At 67.6% G+C, this 16,329-nt stretch carries 18 protein-coding genes; 9 read left to right on the top strand and 9 right to left on the bottom strand.

Annotated elements, in window-relative coordinates:
* Positions 1–72: 72 nt before the first annotated feature.
* Both FB475_RS20080 and FB475_RS20075 read right to left on the bottom strand, forming a co-directional pair.
* Positions 73–957 (bottom strand): RDD family protein, encoded by an 885-nt coding sequence (locus FB475_RS20080; RefSeq protein ID WP_141858119.1) that lies wholly within the window; start codon positions 955–957, stop codon positions 73–75.
* Between the two features lie 60 nt (positions 958–1,017).
* On the bottom strand, positions 1,018–1,449 hold the full coding sequence (locus FB475_RS20075; RefSeq protein WP_141858118.1) for a TlpA family protein disulfide reductase: 432 nt from the start codon (positions 1,447–1,449) through the stop codon (positions 1,018–1,020).
* A gap of 82 nt (positions 1,450–1,531) precedes the next feature.
* On the opposite strand from FB475_RS20075, the gene arfB reads away from it, so the two are divergent.
* The 4 genes from arfB to FB475_RS20055 are packed head-to-tail and all read left to right on the top strand — an operon-like array spanning position 1,532 to position 3,795.
* Positions 1,532–1,957, top strand: a complete 426-nt coding sequence (arfB, locus tag FB475_RS20070) for an alternative ribosome rescue aminoacyl-tRNA hydrolase ArfB (RefSeq protein ID WP_141858117.1) — start codon at positions 1,532–1,534, stop codon at positions 1,955–1,957.
* Positions 1,958–1,988: 31 nt separating this feature from the next.
* Positions 1,989–2,624 carry a hypothetical protein gene (locus tag FB475_RS20065; RefSeq protein WP_141858116.1) on the top strand — a complete coding sequence of 212 codons (636 nt, stop codon included), beginning with the start codon at positions 1,989–1,991 and terminating at the stop codon, positions 2,622–2,624.
* Complete coding sequence (locus FB475_RS20060; protein ID WP_141858115.1) at positions 2,621–3,187, top strand: DUF4352 domain-containing protein; 567 nt, start codon at positions 2,621–2,623, stop codon at positions 3,185–3,187. Before FB475_RS20065 ends, FB475_RS20060 begins: the two co-directional genes overlap by 4 nt.
* Positions 3,184–3,795 carry a hypothetical protein gene (locus FB475_RS20055; RefSeq protein ID WP_141858114.1) on the top strand — a complete coding sequence of 204 codons (612 nt, stop codon included), beginning with the start codon at positions 3,184–3,186 and terminating at the stop codon, positions 3,793–3,795. Before FB475_RS20060 ends, FB475_RS20055 begins: the two co-directional genes overlap by 4 nt.
* On the opposite strand, the gene FB475_RS20050 is transcribed toward FB475_RS20055, so the two are convergent.
* Positions 3,758–5,122, bottom strand: a complete 1,365-nt coding sequence (locus FB475_RS20050; RefSeq protein WP_238332452.1) for a hypothetical protein — start codon at positions 5,120–5,122, stop codon at positions 3,758–3,760. The genes FB475_RS20055 and FB475_RS20050 overlap by 38 nt on opposite strands.
* A 36-nt stretch (positions 5,123–5,158) precedes the next feature.
* Entirely contained in the window at positions 5,159–5,398 is a 240-nt protein-coding gene (locus FB475_RS20045) for a MoaD/ThiS family protein (protein ID WP_141858113.1), read from the bottom strand.
* Positions 5,399–5,530: 132 nt separating this feature from the next.
* Between FB475_RS20045 and FB475_RS20040 the strand changes: the two genes are divergently transcribed.
* Positions 5,531–6,244 (top strand): response regulator transcription factor, encoded by a 714-nt coding sequence (locus FB475_RS20040; RefSeq protein ID WP_141858112.1) that lies wholly within the window; start codon positions 5,531–5,533, stop codon positions 6,242–6,244.
* Positions 6,245–6,247: 3 nt separating this feature from the next.
* Here the strand turns inward: FB475_RS20040 and FB475_RS20035 are convergent, their stop codons facing one another.
* On the bottom strand, positions 6,248–6,559 hold the full coding sequence (locus tag FB475_RS20035) for a hypothetical protein (RefSeq protein WP_141858111.1): 312 nt from the start codon (positions 6,557–6,559) through the stop codon (positions 6,248–6,250).
* A 102-nt stretch (positions 6,560–6,661) separates the two neighbouring features.
* The gene (locus FB475_RS20030; RefSeq protein WP_141858110.1) at positions 6,662–8,476 is read right to left on the bottom strand and encodes a bifunctional metallophosphatase/5'-nucleotidase; all 1,815 of its coding nucleotides are present in this window, start codon (positions 8,474–8,476) and stop codon (positions 6,662–6,664) included.
* A gap of 111 nt (positions 8,477–8,587) precedes the next feature.
* Between FB475_RS20030 and mshD the strand changes: the two genes are divergently transcribed.
* The 3 genes from mshD (at position 8,588) to FB475_RS20015 (ending at position 11,453) form a co-directional block, all read left to right on the top strand.
* The gene (gene mshD / locus FB475_RS20025; protein WP_202878448.1) at positions 8,588–9,493 is read left to right on the top strand and encodes a mycothiol synthase; all 906 of its coding nucleotides are present in this window, start codon (positions 8,588–8,590) and stop codon (positions 9,491–9,493) included.
* 464 nt (positions 9,494–9,957) lie between these two features.
* A complete protein-coding gene (locus FB475_RS37680; protein WP_238332300.1) occupies positions 9,958–10,560 on the top strand; it encodes a DUF6318 family protein in 603 nt (200 codons plus the stop codon).
* A 539-nt stretch (positions 10,561–11,099) separates the two neighbouring features.
* Entirely contained in the window at positions 11,100–11,453 is a 354-nt protein-coding gene (locus tag FB475_RS20015) for a PKD domain-containing protein (RefSeq protein WP_141858107.1), read from the top strand.
* 12 nt (positions 11,454–11,465) lie between these two features.
* On the opposite strand, the gene FB475_RS20010 is transcribed toward FB475_RS20015, so the two are convergent.
* From FB475_RS20010 to FB475_RS20000, 3 genes are all read right to left on the bottom strand, one after another.
* Positions 11,466–12,470: a hypothetical protein gene (locus FB475_RS20010; protein ID WP_141858106.1), complete on the bottom strand. Its 1,005-nt coding sequence runs from the start codon at positions 12,468–12,470 to the stop codon at positions 11,466–11,468.
* 1 nt (position 12,471) lies between these two features.
* Positions 12,472–12,882, bottom strand: coding sequence for a hypothetical protein (locus FB475_RS20005; protein WP_141858105.1), 411 nt, complete (start codon positions 12,880–12,882; stop codon positions 12,472–12,474).
* A gap of 71 nt (positions 12,883–12,953) precedes the next feature.
* Positions 12,954–14,036, bottom strand: a complete 1,083-nt coding sequence (locus FB475_RS20000; protein WP_238332299.1) for an alpha/beta hydrolase — start codon at positions 14,034–14,036, stop codon at positions 12,954–12,956.
* A 133-nt stretch (positions 14,037–14,169) separates the two neighbouring features.
* On the opposite strand from FB475_RS20000, the gene FB475_RS19995 reads away from it, so the two are divergent.
* Entirely contained in the window at positions 14,170–16,302 is a 2,133-nt protein-coding gene (locus FB475_RS19995; protein WP_202878525.1) for an RNA degradosome polyphosphate kinase, read from the top strand.
* The last annotated feature ends 27 nt before the right edge of the window (positions 16,303–16,329 follow it).

Here is a 16,329-nt window from a genome sequence, read left to right as displayed (position 1 = left end):
ACGAGACTACGGAACCTGGCCGGGCACACCCACTCTGGTCCCACTACTTGAGACAACTGATCACATGGTGGATCACACGCGGACGACGTACGTGTCCGCCACCTTGTCGTGCAACGCCTGGTGCCTGCTGTCCCACAACGGCCACAGGTAGTCGAGCAGCGCGGCGAAACCGGCGAGCGTACCGACGATCGGGACCAGTCCGAGCGCACTGAGCCCGAGCTGGAACCCGTACCGCTTGGCGACGGCGCTGCCCGGCGGAGGCGTCGAGACGAACCGGCCTGGCACCGGGATGTGCCGGACGGCGATCCCGAGCGCCATCTTGCCCGGCGTCGCACCCTTCTTGGTGAGGAACAGGTACTCGTAGAGGAACGAGACCACGAAGCCGATCAGCGTGATCGGAACCATCCACTTCAAGAGCTCAGGCGGGAAAGCCATCGGGGACGCGGGCCTGCCGGACTCCGCGGCGCGCATCACTTCGTGGAAGTAGCCGCTCAACGCATGGCCGTACTGGTAGTAGAAGTAGCCGGTCAGCGGCAGGCCGATGACGCTGGCGATGATGCTGTCGAGGATCTTGGCGAACACCCGCCGCCACCAGCCGGACAGGGGCTGTCCATCGGGAGCAACCTTCGCCCCGTGACCGGCATAGCCGTAGCCCTGCTGCGGATGCTGCGGGCCGTACTGGCCGTACTGCGGTTGCTGGCCCGCGTACTGGCCGTACTGGGGTTGCTGGGGGTACTGCTGGTACTGCGGCAGTCGCTGGCCGTAGCGTGGTTCCGGCTGCGGCTGCACCGGCGGCTGGCTGCCGTACACCTGGCCGTGCTGGGCGGGCCGGAACGGCGGCGGGCTCTGTGGGCTCGGCTGCGGGCGACGGTGGTCGGTCCAGGCGGTGCCGTCCCAGTAACGCTGCTGGGCGGGGTCCTCGGGGTCGTCGTACCAACCTGCTGCTTGAGAGCTCACCCGCAGAGTCTCGCCTACGCCGAGGGGCGCGCGCCATCCGATGGCGCGTACCGGACGGGGTCAGCTCGGCTGGCGCTCGATCGCGGTGGCGAGCGCGGCGATCACGTCCGGCTTCCGGGGTGCTCCGCTGGCGCGCTTCACCACGGCTCCGGTGGCGTCCAGGATCAGCGTGGTCGGCGTCCGCAGGATGTCCAACCGCCGGACCAGCTCGAGGTGCGACTCGGCGTCCAGCTCGACGTGCCGTACGCCGTCGACCATACCCTCGACTTCGGCCAGCGTCCGCCGGGTCGCCCGGCAGGGCGCACAGAACGCCGACGAGAACTGCAGCAGCGTCGCCCGCTCCCCGAGCTCACCACCGACCTCCGCGGCCGTCACCCGCTCCACGTCGTCCTCGCTCTTCCCACGAAAGCGCCCGTCAACCCAGGCCTTGAGCACACTGAGCACCACACCGGCGACCACCGCACCGACCAGCACCCACAGTCCAAGACTCACAGCTACCCACGGTACGACCCTCCCTCCACGATTCAACCGCCCGTTTCACGTACTGAGAACCACCTGCGGGTCTAATGGACGCGTGGAGAGTGGAGTGACTGTGCGGGCGGGGGTTGTGGTTCCGGAGGGGGAGCTTATGTGGCGGTTCTCCCGGTCCAGTGGGCCGGGAGGGCAGTCGGTGAATACCACGGACAGCCGCGTCGAGTTGAGCTTCGACGTGGCCGGTACGACGGCGTTGAGCGACGTACTGAAGACGCGTGCGCTGGAGCGGCTGCAGTCGCGGCTGGTGGACGGCGTACTGACGATCGCGGCCTCGGAGTACAAGTCGCAGTGGCGCAACCGCGAGGCCGCACGCGAGCGACTGGCGGTGCTGCTGCGCGAGGCGATCGCTCCACCGCCCCGGAAGCGCCGGCCGACCAAGCCGAGCAAAGCGTCGGTACGGCGCCGCCTGGACGACAAGAAGCGCCGCGGCGAGACCAAGCGGCTCCGCGGCCGGCCGAGCGACTGACACGGCCCTCTTGCTGGTTAGGCTTTCCGGCGTGCAGCAAACGGGGACCGGGGGAACGCAGGAACAAGAACCGGAGGAACTTCCGGAGTTCAAGGACCTCAAGGTGCGCGGCCGCTCGGTCCGCACCTGGACGATCAGCGCGGGCGTCGTCCTGCTGGCGATCTCCGCAATCTTCGGCGGCTTGAAGAAGGCCGGCGACGAGATCCCGCAGGTGGACCCCGGTACGGCGATCGACGCCGGCCAGTTCGAGGTGACCATCCAGCGCGCGGTGATCGTGCCGGACCTCAAGCCGCTGTTCACCCCGGACCCGGGCGGCGTGCTGATCGCGATCGTGACCAAGCTTAAGGTGACCGACGACACCGGTACGACGCCGCCGCCGGACCTGATCCGGCTGATCGGCGTGCCCGGCGTCAAGGACACCGCCGAGCCGATGGGTTCGACCAACCTCCGCGACGCGACGATGAACCCGGTCCTCACCCCGGACGCGGCCGAGGACGTCGCGTACGTCTGGCAGCTGCCTAAGGGCACCAAGCTGCCGACCGAGGTCGACCTGACCGTGCAGGGCTACGAGCACGAGGACGAGTCGATCCTGGACCACCACGAGAAGTGGCTCCCGGACAAGATCGTCGCGGACTCCACGGTCAAGGTGAAGGACAACCGCAAATGACCGGCCGCAAGCTCGCCAACATCGGCCTAACCCTTGCCGTTCTCGTCACGATCGTCGCGCTGTATCGATGGACGCCGACGCAGAAGGACATCCAGGACCCGACCCCGGTGAAGGGCATCGTCGGACGCGCGGTCAAGACGCCACGATTCGACCTCACAGTGAACGACGTCCGGGTCGGCAAGAAGCTCCGGATCCCGAACTCGACACCGGACCGGGACAGCCTGACCGACTTCGTGGTCGTCGACGCGACCGTGACGGCGACCCGGGAGCCGATCCACATCCTGGGCGTGAAGATCCGGTCCGCGGACGGCGTCACGTACCTCGGTTCGAACCGCAGCGGCCTCGACCAGGTCGACCTGACCGGGTCGCAGTTCTCGCCGGACATCCCGGTGCGCGGCTCGTTCGTGGTCGAGATGCCGGCCGACAAGGTGCCTGGGGCAACGTTCCTGGTGATGGAGAAGTCGATCCTGAACGACCTAGAACCGCAGGTCACGGTCCCACTCGGCAAGGACGCGCCCAAACTCGAGGACGTCGTCACGCTCTCCACTGCGAGCGACACATGACCGGTGCGCGCCGCGCCCGCCGCGGCTGGTTCCGGAAGAACACGGTCGCGCTCGCGACCCTCGCCGTGGCGATCCCGTTCACCGGCTGGTGGACCACGCACAGCGACTACAAGTCCTGGTACGACGCGGAGCCCCGCAAACCCGTCGTGGTGTCAGCAGGCGGTACGGCGTACAACGGCGCCACCTGGTACGGCGCGAGCGTCGATCAGGACCCGCAGCCGGTCGACGCCGGGAACAGCCTCGATGACAAGCTTCCGCCCAACACCACCCGGGTCCGCGTGTACTTCCGGCTGCAGGTGGACAAGCTGTCTGCGCTCGACGGCCTCGCTGGTTGCACAATGCATCTCCGCGCCCCGGACGGGCGCATCTGGGACGAGACCGTGGTCGCCGACGACTACCAGGACCGTCCGACCGGCTGCACTGGCGGTTCTGACGACAAGCCCGAGAGCTGGCGTGGTGCAGCCGCGCAGTACTACCTCAAGCCGGTGGCAGGGAAGCCGTTCGAGACGGTCGCGATCTTCGTCGTACCCACGTCAGTGGCCGGCAGCGTCCAGCCGATGATCACCTGGGCTACGAAACTTCCTCAGTACTTGGCATTCCCGAGGTAGCCGCGCTCAGGTCGGTGACACCGTGGTCGCCGACCGGCTGCTGGTGGACCGCACGGGTGCGCTGGCTCAGGTAGCCGGCCAGGCCGCCGATCATCCGGTCGTACGCCGCCGCGAGCAGACTGACCTGCAGCATGATCTTCAGGCCGTCGGTGAGCAGGCTCAGCGGCTCGTCGATGACCTCCCAGAACTGCAGGGTGTGCGGTCCGAGCACCCACAGCTTGAGCGCGATCCACACGCCACTGGCCGCGAACGTGACGACCGCCCAGGCCAGGAAGTACCCGAGCATCGGCCGCAGCCCCGAGCGGACGACCAGCCGGAACGCCTCCACCACCGGAGTCCAGCGGTCCTTCCAGTCCGCGACCACCGAGTTCCCGGCGACCCGGACGATCCGCGGGGTCTGCTGCCAGCGGTGCGTCAGCCGGTCGAACCGCCAGCGCGGCTTCTCGAGCTTCTGTACGACGCGTCCGTAGATGACCGCGGTCATCGTGATCCACATCAGCGGGAGGACGGCCGCGCTCCACAGGTCACCGATGCCCGCGGCAATGAACCCGGTGACCGAGTCCCACACCTCGCGTACCTGGTTCACACCGAGCACGTGGTCGAGCACCCACGTGTACCCGTCGTGCAGCCACTGCCAGGCGACGCGCTGCTTCAACCAGGTCATCGGCGGCGGGATCACGGACGTGGCCTGGTACACGACCACGAAGATCCAGAGCGCCTCGAGGTACGTGACGAACAGCTTGCGTACCGGGCCTTCCTTCTCCTTCTTCCACTTCTTGAACACGAAGCGGAGCAGGTACGCCGTGGCGCCCAGGCCGATGAACAACCAGGTGGACAGCGACTGCAGGCCCTCCGACTGCTGCGGCACCGTACCGCCGGTCAGAACGGTGGCCGCGACGTCGTTGACCTTCTTGACGGCCAGTTGGTACTCGTAGTTGAGCGCCTCGTTCTGCAGGAACTTGTAGGCCGCGTAGAACGCCAGGAACGGCAGCAACGCCGCGGCGATCGCGTCAAGCGGCTTGTGCTCGCGGCCAGGCTCCATGCCGTCCGGCGCGAGCATGCCCTCGGCCACAGCCCGCCGGTGGAACGGCAGCTCGCTCCGGAGCACCAAGAACATCGTCACGTACATCGCCAGCGACACGACGACGAGCAGCGCCAGTACGGCGATACCGGCTGCCTCTGCCTTCGCCCCTGCTTGCACCGCGACCCACTGCAGGCCCCTGTGCGCCAACTGCGCCACCAGGAAGACCGCTAGTAGACGCGGCCAGGCCTTACCGAACAGCACCCCCGCACGGCCCACCGTAGTGAGTAGCGTCCCCGACTCCATCGCCACGGCGACGAATGTACCGCCCGGGAAGCTCTCTCAGCCCCCGGCGAACGGGGGCAGGGCATCGACCAAGGCACCTGGGCGGAGCGGCGTACTCGGGTCGGCGCGCTCACCGTCGAGCAGGAACGTGCAGATCGACAGCACCCGGGCCAGCTCCGGCCGGTCGGTCGACACGGTGCTGACCAGCTCGCAGATCGAGCCCGCGTCCGCGGTCGCCGTCGAGGTCCCCGCGGCCGTTCGCGCGGCAGCGAAGTACCTGATGGTCACTTCCGGCATCTGATCGGCGCCTCACTGGTCGGGTGGGTCTTCCGGTATTATGTCAGCTTGCTGCTAGGAACCAGTGTGTCTCAGGCCCCAGGCAATGACGCCGTCGGGGCCTGACGTGCACGTTCAGCACAAGGAGACAGCGTGAGCACGTTGCTTCTGCTGACGAACGCGCTGCAGGCCTCCACCGAGGTGCTGCCGTCGCTCGCCCTGCTCCCCCACCAGATCCGGATCCTGCCGGCCGAGGTCGCCGCGCTGGTGGACGCCCCGGACGCCGACGCGGTGCTGCTGGACGCCCGCCGCGACCTGGTCGCGGTCCGGAGCGCGTCCCGGCTGATCCGCACCACCGGTATCGACGTACCGCTGATCCTGGTCGTCACCGAGGGCGGCCTGACCGCCGTCAACGCCGACTGGGGCGCGGACGACGTACTGCTCGACACCGCCGGCCCGGCCGAGATCGAGGCCCGGCTGCGACTCGTCATCGGCCGCCTGGCCGCGACCCGCAACGACGAGCCCGAGTCGACACTGATCCGCAGCGGCGACGTGGTCATCGACGAGGCGTCGTACACAGCGAAGCTGAACGGGCGGGCGCTCGACCTGACGTACAAGGAGTTCGAGCTGTTCAAGTTCCTCGCACAGCACCCGGGGCGGGTGTTCACGCGCGAGCAGCTCCTCCAGGAGGTCTGGGGCTACGACTACTTCGGCGGTACCCGGACGGTCGACGTGCACGTACGGCGGCTGCGCGCGAAGCTCGGCCCGGAGCACGAGGCGTTGATCGGTACCGTCCGCAACGTCGGATACCGGTTCGTCGTACCGCCCGCGCCTACTGCCCGCGAGACAGCGGACGTGAAGGGCTAGGTTTCAGAAGAAGAACTTCACCAGGGTGAAGGTGAGCCCGGCGGCCGCGCACAGCGCTGCCTTCCAGGAGCCGAAACCCTGCTTGAACGCCGTCACGAAGGTCCCGATCGTGACCGGCACAAGCATCACCAGCAACGTCACGCCCGCCGCGTGCACGCCGACGTGCGACTGCCAGGTCAGCACCCACCCGACGGCGAACGCGAACGTCAACCCGAGCCAGCTACTCGTCTGGATCGACCCGTCACCACTGCTGCGATGCCCGCGGTGGGAGGCCCGGGAGGGCCGCCGGTGCGAGGTCGGAGCAACGTGCGCCATCGCTCACCTTCCGTAAACACCTGAGTACGCAAGGTACCAGGATCCCCCGGGTGACACGAAAAAAGGCCGGTGCGCCTGACGCGCACCGGCCTTCTTCGGTCGTCAGGACCCGAGCGAGATCCGATCCGTGGCGACCGGGGTGTACGGGTCGTGCGCGGTCAGGTAGTTCGCGAACGCGTCGATGTCCAGCCCGCCGAACACCTTGTTCGTCGCGGTGGTGAAGGCCGCGAAGCCGTCGCCGCCGTCGGAGAGGAAGTTGTTCGTGACGATCCGGTACGACGTACCGTCCACCAGCGGCTGCCCCGCGATCTTGATCGAACCGGCCACGATCTTCGAACCAGCCGCGGCCGCCGGGTTCCAGGTGTAGGTGATACCCGCGACCTGGAGCACCTTGTACTTCGCCGCCTCCGGGCCGTTCAGGCCGGAGAACTGCTGCTCCAGCAGGGCCTTGATCTGCGTCCCGGTCATGTCCATCGACACCAGGAAGTTGTTGAACGGCTGCACGGTGAACGCCTGGCCGAAGGTCACCTCACCGTTGTTCGAGGCCAGGTCGGCGCGGATACCGCCCGGGTTCATGAACGCCGCGACCGGCGCCTTGCCACCGGAGACCACCGACGGGTCGGCCAGCTGCGCGTCGGCAATCAGGTTGCCCAGCGGCGACTCGAGCGAGTCGTCGTTCGTCCGGACCACCGACGGCGTGGTGATGTGGCCGATCACCTTGTTCGCGATCGGGGCGACCAGTGCCTTGTACTTCGCGATCAGGGCGGCCGTCTTCGGGTCCTGGACGACGTCCTGGGTGACGATCTCGTTCTGCGCCAGGGTGTTCGTCCGGTCCACGTCACCGGTCGCGTTGTCGATGCTCAGCCGGACGTCGGTGACGATCCGCCCGAACGAGGACGCGCTGGTCACGAGCCGCGGATTGCCCGCGCTGTCCTTCAGCGAGCAGTTGTACGCCTGGTGGGTGTGCCCCGAGATGATCGCGTCGATCTCCGGGTCCAGGCCGGCATTGATGTCCACGATCGGGCCGGAGATGCCCGGGCAGCTGTTGTACGCCTTCGGGTCGGCCGGGAAACCGCCTTCGTGCAGCAGCACGACGATCGACTTCACGCCCTTCTTGTGCAGCACCGGGACCAGGGCGTTCGCGGTCTCGACCTCGTCCTTGAAGGTCAGCCCCTCCACACCGGACTTGGTCACGATGTTCGGCGTGTTCTCGAGCGTCATCCCGATGAACGCGACCTTCTTGCCGTCCTTGAAGGTCTTGATCGTGTACGGCGCGAACAGCGTCTTCTGGGTGTTGGTGAAGAACACGTTCGCACTCAGGTACTTGTACTTCGCCCCCGGGAACGGGTGCGCCGGGTCCGGGCAGGAGTTCTGGTTGTTCTGCCCGTCGCCGTCCGGCAGACAGCCACCGCTCTGCATCCGGAGCAGCTCGTGCCAGCCCTCGTCGAACTCATGGTTGCCCACCGACGCAGCCTCGAGTCCCATCCCGTTGAGCGCTTCCACCGTCGGCTCGTCGTGGAACGCGGCCGACAGCAGCGGCGACGCACCGATCAGGTCACCGGCGGCGACCGTCACCGAGTCCGCGCCCTTGGCCGCCGCGGCCGCCCGGAGCTGCTTCAGGTGCGTGGCCAGGTACGCCGCGCCGCCGGCCGGGATGCCGTTGATGTTGCCGCCGGACCCGGTGGCCGGCTCCAGGTTGCCATGGAAGTCGTTGATCGCCAGCAGGTCGATCTGCGAGTGCGTGGGCTTCGGCTTCTTCGCCTCCGCGGTGGTCGTCCGGGCCGCGGCATCGGGCTGGGTCGCAGCTCCGGCCTGGCTCAGCGATCCCCCCGTGGCCAAGGCGAGCGCGACGGCCGTCCCGGCGGCGAGCAGCCCGGCCGCCCGCCGTCCCCCCAACCGTGCTCTGTCTCGTGCCATGTCATTTTCTCCGTGGGTCTTGGTTGTCGAGTCCGCTGAAGTTACCTGAGCAGCAAACCTTCTTTCCAGAACCTGAGAATGAACTCAGCAGAACTCTTTTACTGTGTTCCGGTGACTCTCGAAGCCGTTCCCGCACCGTTGCCCCCGGCCACCGCGGCCGCCGTCACGGAACTCGCCCGTGCCGCCGCACAGAGCGACGGCGTCCACCCGCTGTCCGAACGCACCCTGCTGCACCTGGACGGTGAGCATCCCGGCGATGTCCACGTCCTCGCCTACGAAGGTGATCCGGGCACGATCGAGGTCAGCGGCCTGCAGAGCGCCCGCAACCTGGTCGGGTACGCAGCCCTCTCCCCCGACGGCTCGGCCGAGCTGGTCGTCTCCCCGTCGTACCGGCGCCAGGGGTACGGTACGGCGCTCCTCCGGATGCTGCTGGACCACGGCGGATCGCGCACCCGCGTCTGGGCGCATGGGCGACTGCCTGGCGCAGACGAACTGGCCCAGCGGCTCGGGCTGGAGGTGACACGTGAGCTGTACTTCCTCCGCCGTACCAGGGCTCCGCTTCCTGAGCCGGTGTGGCCTGAGGGGATCTCCGTACGCACGTTCGTCCCCGGGCAGGACAACGAGGCCTGGCTCGCGGTCAACGCAGCCGCCTTCGCCGACCACCCCGAACAGGGCAGCTGGACTGCCGCGGACCTGGCCGAACGCCTACAACAACCATGGTTCGACCCCGAAGGCTTTTTCCTGGCCGTCTCGCCAACCGACGAGCTAGCCGGCTTCCACTGGACCAAGGTGGAGGAAGGCGTCGGCGAGGTCTATGTAGTAGGCGTCTCCCCATCCTTCCAAGGCCAAGGCCTAGGCAAGTCCCTAACCCTCCAAGGCCTCCACCACCTCCAAGAAACCCGCAACCTCAACGAAATAGTCCTCTACGTAGACGGCACCAACACCCCAGCCCACTCCCTCTACAAATCCCTGGGCTTCACCACCGCCGCCCTAGACGTCCAATACGCCCCCGCCTAGCCCCGAGTTACTCGTACCAGCAGCCCGTGCGGTGCGGGCGCTCGTACAGCCCGTCCGCTGCGCGAGCTCGTACCGGCACCCCGTGCATACGGTGCGGGCGCGGCGCAGGCAGCCCGTGCGGTGCGGGCGCTCGTACCGGCAGCCGGAGCCCCGACCACAGCTCCTTCCCGGCTTGGGGAGGATTTTCCACCCGCCACGGGACGAAATCCTCCCCAACAGACCAGTCGGAACCTCCGGACCGACCCAGTCGGTCACATGCCGTGACCGGCATCACAACCCGGAGTCGCGTCATAAACCCCTCAGCTCCGCCGTCTCCCCATCAACCAGGAGCCGTCCGAGCCTCTAACCCCCCAGCCGGGCGGCTCCTGGCCCGCCCTCTGGTTATCCACAACTGCACCTTTTGACATCCCCGCCCGCCCCACCACCCCGTTACGATTCGTGTCAACTACGGAGGGCTGACACACGTGACACACCGCAACAGGCCAACCCAAGCACTCCTGGCCTGCCTAGCCACCACCACCCTGCTAACCGCCTGCACCCACGGCAGCCCCGAAGCAGGCCACCCGAACACGGCTCCACCTCCGGCATCCTCGAGCGGGCCGACGGTCTCCACACCGGAGACTCCGACGCCAGGCGGCACGGCAAGCACGCCTGCTACCGACCCGCCCACCGCGCCTCCGACGCGTCCGCAGGCCGCGACAGGGTCGAGCCTGGCCGCCGGTGAAGCGTTCATCGGCTACTACGTCGACCTGATGAATTACTCGTACACCACAGGCGACCCAGCGGCTCTTCTGGCGGCGAGCGACAAGGGTTGCGAGGGTTGTAAGGGCATCGCCGACTACGTGCGGAAGGTCAACGCCAAGAACGGTGGACTCCAGGGCGACTACAAGGATCATTTGGTCGACGTCAAGGAGATCTACCGCGGCGAGACCGGCAGGCTGGGCGGCTCCGCAGCGCTGAAGGGCGGGAAGTACGTCGAGCGCAGCACGCCCGGCGCCTCGCCCGTGGCACAGCAAGGCAGCGGCGGCAACTGGGTGATGTTCGAGATGCAGATCAACGAGTCATGAGCAAACTCGCGCACGCCGTCATCACGACGCTCACAGCTGCGATGGTGACAGCTGCCGTCATCTCGATCGATCCGTACCCGGATCACGCTGAGGCCGCTCCGTCGGCATCCAGCACAAAGCCGCATGTCAAGGGGAAGCGATCCACCTGGGGCAGCACCCTCTCCGGAACTTCAAACAAGAAAGGGCGGCTCGCCTCAGGTCGTCCGACCACCACGTCCAAGCCACAGCCCAAAACGAAGCCTGCAGCTTCGAAGCCGGCGGCAACCAAGCCTCCAGCCGGGCCGTCCGGCGACCGGCGAAATTTGCGGATCAACATTGGCATCTGTGGTCGCATGCAGCCGGACGGGACGGTTCCCGGGCCGACGCGGTGTCAGCCGGGTCGTGAGCGGGGCAGGGTCATTCGGCCGACTGTGCCACCGAAGGTCGTACCCCCGCGGCCGGAGGATATTAGCTGGGAGCAGGTGCGGTCGGAGACGAAGAATGTCATCTTTCCGGGGCTGTCGGTGAAGGTTCAGCCCAGTGGGACGACGATCGTGAATATGGCGACCGTCGTCTACACCGACGACAGCAAGGTGTCGAGGACGACTGTGACTTTGCTCGGGTTCCCGGTGGTGGTCGAGGCGACGCCGATCAGCTACACCTGGGACTTCGGCGACGGTAGCCCGACACTGACGACGAGTACGCCTGGCAAGGCGTACCCGCACGCCGAGATCACGCACAAGTACAAGAAGCGCGAAGGCGTTGGCATCACCGTGACCACGAACTACGCCGCCCGCTTCAATGTCGCCGACACCGGCTGGCAGTACATCGAAGGCACAGTCCTGATCACCGGCCCCGCCACCCTCCTCCAGGTCCGCGAAGCAGTACCTGTTCTGGTTGATCCCGGGCGCTGACCGAGGCTGCTGTCACTCTCGAGGTCTGGATTGGGTGGGCCTGTTCTGGAGGCCTGAGGTCGTGGTCGGTCTGCGGGCTCCCTGCCCGAGCACTGGCCGGTGGGCGACAGCACCGGACGCTGAGGGTTGTGCTCCCAGGAAACGCATGTTGTCCAGTCCGTCGGTCCGTGCGGCCGGCGCGCCGAGGATCCTCGAGCGGTCGACGGTGAGCACGCCCGGCTGGCCGCCGTCGGTCAGGCCGCTGAAGTCGTACCTCCGGCGGAGTTCGTCCACCCTCGCGTCAAGGGCCAACCGGATATCACGTGCGACGGCGTGGCCCGTCGGGGCTTCGGTGTTCGGCAGGGTCGGCCAATGGGCGTGAAGCATCGGTTCGATCAGTTGGGCGCGGATCGCTTGCTGGGTTCGGGGTTCGCGATGGGTCAGGTCGCTCAACTGATTGACAACGAGGGCGTGGGCGAACTGGTCGAAGTGCATGAGTACGGGCCCGCGGCAGGCGTCGTCGATCAGGTTGTCCATCGAGTAGCCGGGTCCAGTGACGTGGGTCATCACGTCTTTGGTTGCCGCGAAGGCGCCTGGGTAATGCGGAGCGCCCAGCGTCAGACCCTCGTACCCAGCCAGGTCGGCGAAGGCGTCGAAGTCCGCGACGGCCCGGACCTCCGCGAATCCTTCCATCACACCGCGCGAGTGGCTGGTCAGGACGGCGTTGGGCTCGCCCACGACCTTGATGTGCATTCCGCCGTGGGTTGCCTCGTGGAGGACTGTGGACAGGGCTTCGGCCTGATCGGCCGCGCGCTCGGTGGAGGTCGCACCCGTCAGGTGCATCAGCACACGGTGCTTGGAAAGTCTGAGAACCCCCGTCTTCGGATCCAGACCGCCCAAGGTGTCCAGGTTCGTCTCGTACAGTTCGCGATTCCAGCGGTCGGTGGCAACCGGGCGAAGTGAATGCGCGATCTTGTACAGGCGTGCGACCTCCTTGTAGACGAACGAGTCCGGTGGGACCCGTCGGTCGAGGTCCACGTCAGTCCTCTGGCCAGTGCCCGCGCAGCATGATCTCCATGTGATGGAGGGCCCGCGTCATACCCCGGATGCTTGGGGCCTCGTGCGCGGGAGCTCGGTCAGCGATCGCCCAGATCTTGTGTCGGGCCTCGGCGAGGGCGTCCGCCTTTTCCTCGTCGGTTCCTTCGGACAGGTACGCCGCGGCGTGGATGGCGCCGGCTTCGTGGTAGAGCGGGCCGTACTCAGGTGGTGGGGGCGGGGGTACGGCGAGTTTGTCGATCATTCGCAAGGCCCAGGCCCGTTCGTGTCCCTCGGGCTCGTCGGCGATCAGCTCTCGCAACTCCTGCTGAGCGACGGCCAGGTCGAAGTCGTCGTCGCTGTCGCGGCGACGGCGAGCGTCTGAGAACGCCGAATTGAATCGCGCCACGTCCATGGAGGCCTCCTTGAGCCCGGGCTTCAGTACTGACGGCCACGATATCTGCGCACAGCGCGAGCCCGTGGGAGTTATCCACAGGGGTGGTGGAGGGCTGCTTTCAGGTGGGATGTGAGGTGGTTCAGGGCTTCGCGGGTGCGGCCGGGGACTGTTAGGAGGTTGGCGTGGCCGTGGGGGAGGGTGGGGTGGTGGGTGTGTGTCAGGGGGTTGCCTGCGGCGGTCAGGGCCTTGGCGTATTCGAGGGCCTCGTCGCGTAGGGGGTCGAAGCCTGCGGTGGTGAGGTAGGTGGGCGAGAGGTTGCGGAGGTCCGGGGCGCGGAGGGGCGAGACGATCGGGTCGGGGCGGAGCGTGGGGTCGGGCGTGTACTGGTCTCGGTACCACATGATGTCTTCTTCGGTGAGGATGAAGCCTTCCGCGAAGAGGTCTCGGCTGGGGCGGCGGGCTACCAGGTCGAGGGCTGGGTAGAGGAGGACCTGCAGGGCTGGTCGCGGGAGGTTTCGCAGGACCGTCTGCTGGGCTACTACGGCCGCCAGGTTTCCGCCGGCGCTGTCGCCTCCTACTGCTACCAATGACGGATCGGCACCCAAGTCCTCCGCGTGGTCCGCGGCCCAGGTGAAGGCGGCGATCGCATCCTCGGCGGCGGTCGGCGCGGGAGCCTCCGGCGCCAGGCGGTAGTCGACCGAGAGGACCCGGATCTCGGCGTCGGCGGCGATCGCCCGGCAGAGCGCGTCGTGAGTACCGAGGTCGCCGACCACCCATCCTCCACCGTGGAAGAACACCAGCAATCCACCCTTCACTGCCGCATCCGCCTCACACCTCGGGACGTACAGGCGGGCGCTCAGTTGGCCGTCGGCGCCGCGGACGGTGAGGTCGGTGACTCGTTGTACTTCGGTGGGCGTGCCCGGGATGAGCCGGCAGAGCCGGCGGAAGTGCGCACGAGCCGTGGCGGCGTCCGTCTTGGTTGTGTGCGGCAACAGGTTGTCGAGGCGGAGCAGCAACCGGATGTCGGGGTCCAGCGTGTTGCCGTCGATCTGGATCGGGGCGCCGGCGATGCGGCGGCGGACGGCGGCCGGGAGTGCGTACAGCGGGGTGAGGGCGTTCGCCTGTACGGCGGTCACCGTGTCCCGCAGTACCGAGTCCAGTCGTAGGTTCACAAGGAGCGACGCTAGCAACTGGGGCCCCGGACAACGCTCCGCAGCCGACGAAAACGTCACATTCGGCAACTCGCGGACGGCTACCTGTTGTTCACCAAAGGGTGGGATCCTTGTCGACGTGGCTGGAGACTTGCTGGCATCCCACAACCGGGAGTACGACGTCGAACCGCCGTACGACATCAACGCGGCCGGCGACCTCCCGGAGGACCGGTTCTCGGACCGGGAGCTGAGCTGGCTGGCGTTCAACCAGCGCGTCCTCGAGCTCGCCGAGAACGACCAGATCCCGTTGCTCGAGCGGGCCAAGTTCCTCGCGATCTTCGCCAGCAACCTGGACGAGTTCTACATGGTGCGGATCGCCGGTCTGAAGCGCCGGATCGCGGCCGGGGTCGCGGTGCGGGCGGCCAGCGGCCTGCTCCCCCGCGAGGTGCTGGACCGGAGCCTGGCGAAGAGCCGCGAGCTGATGGACCGGCACGCCGAGACCTGGCGGAAGTCGGTGCAGCCCGCGCTGACCGAGCAGGGCATCGACATCCTGCGCTGGGACGAGCTCGAGCACAACGAACGCGAGGACATGACCCGGTTCTTCCGGGACCGGATCTTCCCAGTACTGACCCCGCTCGCGGTCGACCCGTCGCACCCGTTCCCGTACATCTCCGGCCTGAGCCTCAACCTGGCGGTCGTCGTCCGCAACCCCGACACCGGCGGCGAGCACTTCGCCCGGGTCAAGGTACCGCCGTTGCTGCCCCGGTTCGTGAAGGTCGCCGAGGGCCGTTTCGTACCGCTCGAGGACGTCATCGCCACGCACCTCGGCCAGCTGTTCCCGGGCATGGAGGTGATCCAGCAGCACACCTTCCGCGTCACCCGGAACGAGGACCTCGAGGTCGAGGAGGACGACGCGGAGAACCTGCTGGCCGCCCTGGAGAAGGAGCTGCTGCGCAGGAGGTTCGGCCCGCCGGTCCGGCTCGAGGTGGAGGAGTCGATCGACCCGCAGGTGCGTGCGCTGCTGCTGTCCGAGCTGGGCGTCACCGAGGCGGAGGTGTTCGAGCTCCCCGGCCCGCTGGACCTCCGCGGCCTGTTCACGATCGCCGGTCTGGACCGGGCCGAGCTGAAGTACCCCGCGTTCGTGCCGTCGACGCACCCGCACCTGGCCGAGGTGGAGACCGCCAACCCGGCGGACATGTTCCACGCGCTCAAGCAGCGCGACGTACTGGTCCACCACCCGTACGACTCGTTCTCGACGAGCGTCCAGCGCTTCATCGAACAAGCCGCGGCGGACCCGCACGTCCTCGCGATCAAGCAGACGCTGTACCGGACCAGTGGTGACTCCCCGATCGTGGACGCGCTGATCGACGCGGCCGAGGCCGGCAAGCAGGTCCTAGTGCTGGTGGAGATCCAGGCGCGGTTCGACGAGCAGGCGAACATCAAATGGGCCCGTCAGCTCGAGCACGCCGGCTGCCATGTCGTGTACGGCGTGATCGGCCTGAAGACGCACTGCAAGCTCTCGATGGTCGTCCGCGACGAGCCGGACGGCCTGCGCCGCTACGCGCACATCGGCACCGGCAACTACCACCCGAAGACAGCCAGGCTCTACGAGGACCTGGGGTTGCTCACGAGCGACCGTGTCGTCACCGAGGACGTGGCGCTGCTCTTCAACCACCTGTCCGGTTTCGGTCGCAGTGCCGGTTACCGGCGGATCCTGGTCGCTCCGCAGTCGGTACGGCGTGGGCTCCTGGACCGGATCGACCGGGAGATCCAGCACCACCTCGCGGGTCGTCCCGCGCGGATCCGGATCAAGGTGAACAGCCTGGTCGACGAGGCCCTGTGCGACGCGCTGTACCGGGCGTCGCAGGCCGGCGTACCGGTCGACCTGTGGATCCGTGGCATCTGCACGCTCCGCCCCGGCGTACCCGGGCTGTCGGACAACATCCAGGTCCGCAGCATCCTGGGCCGGTTCCTCGAGCACAGCCGGGTGTTCCTGTTCGAGAACGGCGGCGAGCCGGAGGTGTGGATCGGTTCCGCCGACCTCATGCACCGGAACCTGGATCGCCGGGTCGAGGTGCTGGTCCAACTGAAGGAACAGGACCACGTCACGGAGCTGAGCGACATGTTCGACCTGGCGATGGACGAGGGCACCGGATCGTGGTGGTTGCAGCCGGACGACAACTGGCAGGCCCGGCTGACCGGTCCGGACGGCGAACCCCTGCGCGACCTGCAGGAACGGTTGATCCGCACCCGTGGCCGGCGCCGCGCGATCGACCCCGTCAGCTAGCCCGACCGAACGCGCTTCTAGGGTGAA

The organism is Kribbella jejuensis, from assembly GCF_006715085.1.
GTDB classification, from domain to species: domain Bacteria; phylum Actinomycetota; class Actinomycetes; order Propionibacteriales; family Kribbellaceae; genus Kribbella; species Kribbella jejuensis.
This window is presented reverse-complemented; position numbering and strand designations above follow the sequence as displayed.